Source organism: Staphylococcus sp. HMSC62B09, assembly GCF_001839115.1.
GTDB classification, from domain to species: Bacteria; Bacillota; Bacilli; order Staphylococcales; family Staphylococcaceae; genus Staphylococcus; species Staphylococcus haemolyticus.
In genome coordinates, this window is the sequence record NZ_KV840131.1 from 1 (window position 1) to 4,183 (window position 4,183).

The 4,183-nt window shown below is 31.4% G+C and carries 5 protein-coding genes; 2 read left to right on the forward strand and 3 right to left on the reverse strand.

From position 1 onward, the window contains the following. Positions 1 to 156: 156 nt before the first annotated feature. Entirely contained in the window at positions 157 to 762 is a 606-nt protein-coding gene (locus HMPREF3265_RS05790; RefSeq protein WP_002497488.1) for a recombinase family protein, read from the forward strand. 242 nt (positions 763 to 1,004) lie between these two features. Here HMPREF3265_RS05790 and HMPREF3265_RS05795 read toward each other — a convergent pair whose 3' ends face one another. Genes HMPREF3265_RS05795 through HMPREF3265_RS05805 form a run of 3 tightly spaced genes read right to left on the reverse strand, consistent with a single transcriptional unit; the run spans position 1,005 to position 3,546 of the window. Continuing rightward, entirely contained in the window at positions 1,005 to 1,958 is a 954-nt protein-coding gene (locus HMPREF3265_RS05795; protein ID WP_002497487.1) for a metal ABC transporter substrate-binding protein, read from the reverse strand. An 18-nt stretch (positions 1,959 to 1,976) separates the two neighbouring features. After that, the gene (locus tag HMPREF3265_RS05800) at positions 1,977 to 2,816 is read right to left on the reverse strand and encodes a metal ABC transporter permease (protein ID WP_002497486.1); all 840 of its coding nucleotides are present in this window, start codon (positions 2,814 to 2,816) and stop codon (positions 1,977 to 1,979) included. After that, entirely contained in the window at positions 2,809 to 3,546 is a 738-nt protein-coding gene (locus HMPREF3265_RS05805) for a metal ABC transporter ATP-binding protein (RefSeq protein ID WP_002497485.1), read from the reverse strand. Before HMPREF3265_RS05805 ends, HMPREF3265_RS05800 begins: the two co-directional genes overlap by 8 nt. A 130-nt stretch (positions 3,547 to 3,676) precedes the next feature. On the opposite strand from HMPREF3265_RS05805, the gene HMPREF3265_RS05810 reads away from it, so the two are divergent. Continuing rightward, complete coding sequence (locus HMPREF3265_RS05810; protein WP_002497484.1) at positions 3,677 to 4,048, forward strand: metal-dependent transcriptional regulator; 372 nt, start codon at positions 3,677 to 3,679, stop codon at positions 4,046 to 4,048. Positions 4,049 to 4,183 lie beyond the last annotated feature (135 nt).

The window sequence follows — 4,183 nt, forward strand, 5'->3', positions numbered from 1 at the left end:
TAAGTTAAATAACCAAGAAAATAAAGATAAATAATATTACTAAATTTTAAGAAAGATAAAAATTAGACAGGATCTACCCTAATTGAACAATTAGGAGCCCTTGTAAAATACAGTTTCTAAATGTATGATTAGGGTGTGTGAGAAATGGTGTTGAAAATGATAGTTGGTTATGCACGAGTATCAACCATTGATCAGAATTTAGATAGACAGATTGAAAATTTAGAAGCATTTGGTGCTGAAAAAATATTCACAGAAAAACAATCAGGTAAATCGATTGAAGATAGACCTATTTTTATAGAAACATTGAACTTTGTAAGAATGGGAGATCGTTTAATCGTTGAATCGATTGACCGTCTAGGAAGAAATTATGACGAGATTATTCAAACGGTGAACTATTTAAAAGAAAAAGAAGTTCAATTAATGATTACAAGCTTGCCTATGATGAATGAAGCAATTGGTAACCCATTATTAGATAAGTTCATGAAAGATTTAATCATTCAAATTTTAGCAATGATTTCAGAACAAGAAAGAAATGAAAGTAAGCGTAGGCAAGCACAGGGAATTAAGGTAGCGAAAGAAAAAGGTATCTATAAAGGCAGACCTGTCCTTTACTCACCAAACGCGAAAGACCCACAGAAACGTTTAGTTTATCAACGTGTTGTAGAAATGTTAGATCAAGGAATTTCTATTAGTAAAATTGCTAAAGAAGTAGATATTACAAGACAGACCGTATATCGAATTAAAAATGAAAGAACAAAATAATTAATAAAATGAGTAAAAAGTGATTGTATAACACATTAGGAAATGATAATATGTTATACAATAACCTGCTTCTTTTAATTTAAAATTCTAAACTTTATTAAACTGTAAAAATGATAATTTCAAACTTCTTCATATTTTTCCCTTTAATAAGATATGAAGACGAAACATCTCTTCCAAAAGATAAGTAAAAAAGTGAGCGTTATTATCTATATAGACAATAACGCTCACTTTTAGTTTCATTGTTATTTTTCCAATCCATCAGTTAAAACATCTAAATTATACTCTAAATATTTAAGATAAGTATCAGCTACGCCACCTTCTTTACTAATTTCATCAGAGTAAATTGGTTTCTTGTAAATTGATACGCCACTTTCTTTAGATACGGTTTCCATTGGACGCTTATCTACGTTTGATTCTACAAATAAGTGAGATGGCTCATTTTTATCAATAAATTTTACTAAATCTTTGATTTGTTCTGGAGATCCATTCTCGTCCGTGTCTATCGCCCAAATATAACCTTCTTTTAGGTCATAACGGTCTGTTAAATATTGGAAAGCTTGTTCACTCGCTACAAAAACACGATCTTTCTTAGGAATATCGCCTAATTGTTTTTCATAATCATCTTCGATGTTATGTAATTTTTTTAAATATGCTTTTTCATTTTCTTTATAATAATCTTTGTTTTTTGGATTTCTTTCAGATAAAGATTTCGTGATATTTTTAATCATTTTTTCTCCTACTTTCGGATCAATAAATGCATGAGGGTTCACTTCTTTTTTGCCATCTTCATCTTTAATGTATTTAGGTTTAACACCTTCTGATGTTTTTATCGCATTTTCTTTTGAAAAATCAGAAGACTCTAAAGCTTTAAATAACCAACCTTTACTGCCACCTTCTAAATTCAATCCATTATAGAAAACCAAATCGGCACTCGAGATATGTTTAATGTCATCTGGTTTAGGATCGTAGTCATGCGGGTCAGTGCCTGTAGGCACTAAATTTTTAACTTCAACGTGCTCTCCGCCAATTTCTTTAACCATATCATCAATCATAGAAAAACTTGTGACCACTTTGATTTTATCTTTATCTACTGATTCTAATTCTTTATCTGAATCACCGTCTTTATCTCCATTACTACAAGCTGCTAAAACAACAGAAAGTGTAATGGTGAATAAAAATAATATCACTTTTTTCATTATAAAAATCCTCCTAAGTTAATGTTTAATCATTCTCCACAATAGCCCATTTCTAGGTGCTAAGAAGAATGTGATAATAAATATAGCTGTAATAACTAATACAATAACCACACCTGAAGGTAAGTTAAATGTAAAACTAAAGAACAACCCAATAATAGATGAAATAGCACCTATCAACGCTGATAAAAGAATCATGGTTGATAGTCTTTTAGTCAGTAAATAAGCTGTCGAAGCTGGCGTAATCAATAAAGAAACAACTAAAATAACACCGACGGTTTGTAATGAGGCAACAGTTACTAACGTTAATAACACCATGATTGTGTAATGGATGAATTTTGTTGGTAAACCTGAAGCTGCAGCCATGGTTGGATCAAACGTTGATAGTAAAAATTCTTTATAAAAGATCACTACAATAATTAAGACAATCGCAGCGACAATAAATGTTAATGTTCGATCCTGTTCTTTAACTGTCAGTACATTACCAAATAAAATTTCCGTTAAATCTATGGACGATTGCGCTTTCGTAACAAGTAAAACCCCTAAAGCTAGAAAGGCAGAAAAAACAATACCTATAGATGAATCGCTTTTGATTTTACTGTTTTGGTTAACGAAACCGATTCCTAAAGCTGCCATAATCCCAAAGACTACCGCACCGTAGAAAAAATTAATGCCCATCATATAAGAAATAGCTACACCCGGTAGAACTGCATGTGAGATAGCATCTCCCATTAGCGCCAAACTTCTTAATACGATGAAACAACCAATAACGCCACAGATGATTCCGATGACAACAGAAGTTACAAGTGCTCTTTGAAGAAAACTAAACTGAAATAACTCATGTATAAATTGACTAATCATTTTTATCCCCACTTTCAGAAGGGATCAAAATATTTGTGCCAAAGGCTTGTGCTAAGTTATCTCCCGTAAACACATTTTCAACAGAACCAAAATCGATTAAATGTTTATTTAAAAGAATAAGGCTATCGAAATATTTACTGACTTTGGATAAGTCATGATGAACAATTAAAATTGTTTTTCCAGATTCAGCTAGTTCTTTTAATAAATCAACAATGATATTTTCACTTGTAATATCGATGCCAACAAAAGGTTCATCAAGTAATATCAAATCTGTTTTCTGAACTAACGTTCTAGCAATTAACACTCGTTGAAATTGTCCTCCTGATAGCTCCCCTATTTGTCGATCTTTATATTCCGACATATCCACTTTGTTAAGGGCTTCTGTTGCCATTGCTTTTTCTTTTTTCCCAGGTAACTGCCACGGTTTTAACCGAGGGTATATACCTAAAATGACACAATCTAAAACTTTCATAGGAAACGTTGTATCGATATTACTTTTTTGTTCGACGTATGAAAGATTTTTAAGTTGCTTATGTATAGGCTTACTTTTAAAAAATGTTTGTCCTTTGTGTGGTATTAAATTAATCATTGCTTTAATCAAAGTTGATTTACCTGCCCCATTTGGGCCAATAATCCCAACAATTTGTCCTTCTATCATTTGTAAAGAAACATCTTGTAAAGCTCGGGTTTGATTATCATAAACCACTGACAAGTTTTGTACATCTAACACGCTATTCCCTTCTTTCTTCACTTGCGTAAATAATATATTTAGGTTATCCTAAATATATTATTTAGTCAAACGAAAATTTGAAGTTTGGCTAGCTATTTCTGCTTTAAAAATCAAAATTGTAGGTGGGATCATGATTACTGATGCGCAAAAGAAATATTTGAAAATTATCTTCCAATTAGGTGGAGACATTGAGCTAGTGTCTAATAAAATGTTATCTAAAAAGTTAGGAGCAGCGCCCCCTTCAATTAGCCAAATGTTAGATCGATTAACCGAAGCAGGTTTTGTCAAAAGTGAACATTATCGTGGTGTTATGTTAACTAAGAAAGGATTAACTTATACGATAGAAATGACTAACAATCATGAGATTATTAAAGCGTTTTTCATAAAAGTATTAAATATCAACTCTTCTGAAGTCAACCAAGAGGTTGATTTAATCGAAAATCACGTATCAGATAAATTTGTTCAACGTTTATCTGAATACTTAAGAACAAAACAATTTTAAAAAGGATGATTAACTATGAAGCTTTTTAATAAAAAGTACAGTACAAAGCAACAATTATTCTCTCCCAGCCCTCAAAATAAGAATACGAATCATAAATAAATGAGGCTGGGACATAATTTCTAACAAATTAGCCAG

What these genes read in the sequence shown, in the direction of transcription:
- HMPREF3265_RS05790 (WP_002497488.1), top strand. Translation starts at nt 157, where the DNA reads ATGATAGTTGGTTATGCACGAGTATCAACCATTGATCAGAATTTAGAT.
- HMPREF3265_RS05795 (WP_002497487.1), bottom strand. Translation starts at nt 1,958, where the DNA reads ATGAAAAAAGTGATATTATTTTTATTCACCATTACACTTTCTGTTGTT.
- HMPREF3265_RS05810 (WP_002497484.1), top strand. Translation starts at nt 3,677, where the DNA reads ATGATTACTGATGCGCAAAAGAAATATTTGAAAATTATCTTCCAATTA.
- HMPREF3265_RS05800 (WP_002497486.1), bottom strand. Translation starts at nt 2,816, where the DNA reads ATGATTAGTCAATTTATACATGAGTTATTTCAGTTTAGTTTTCTTCAA.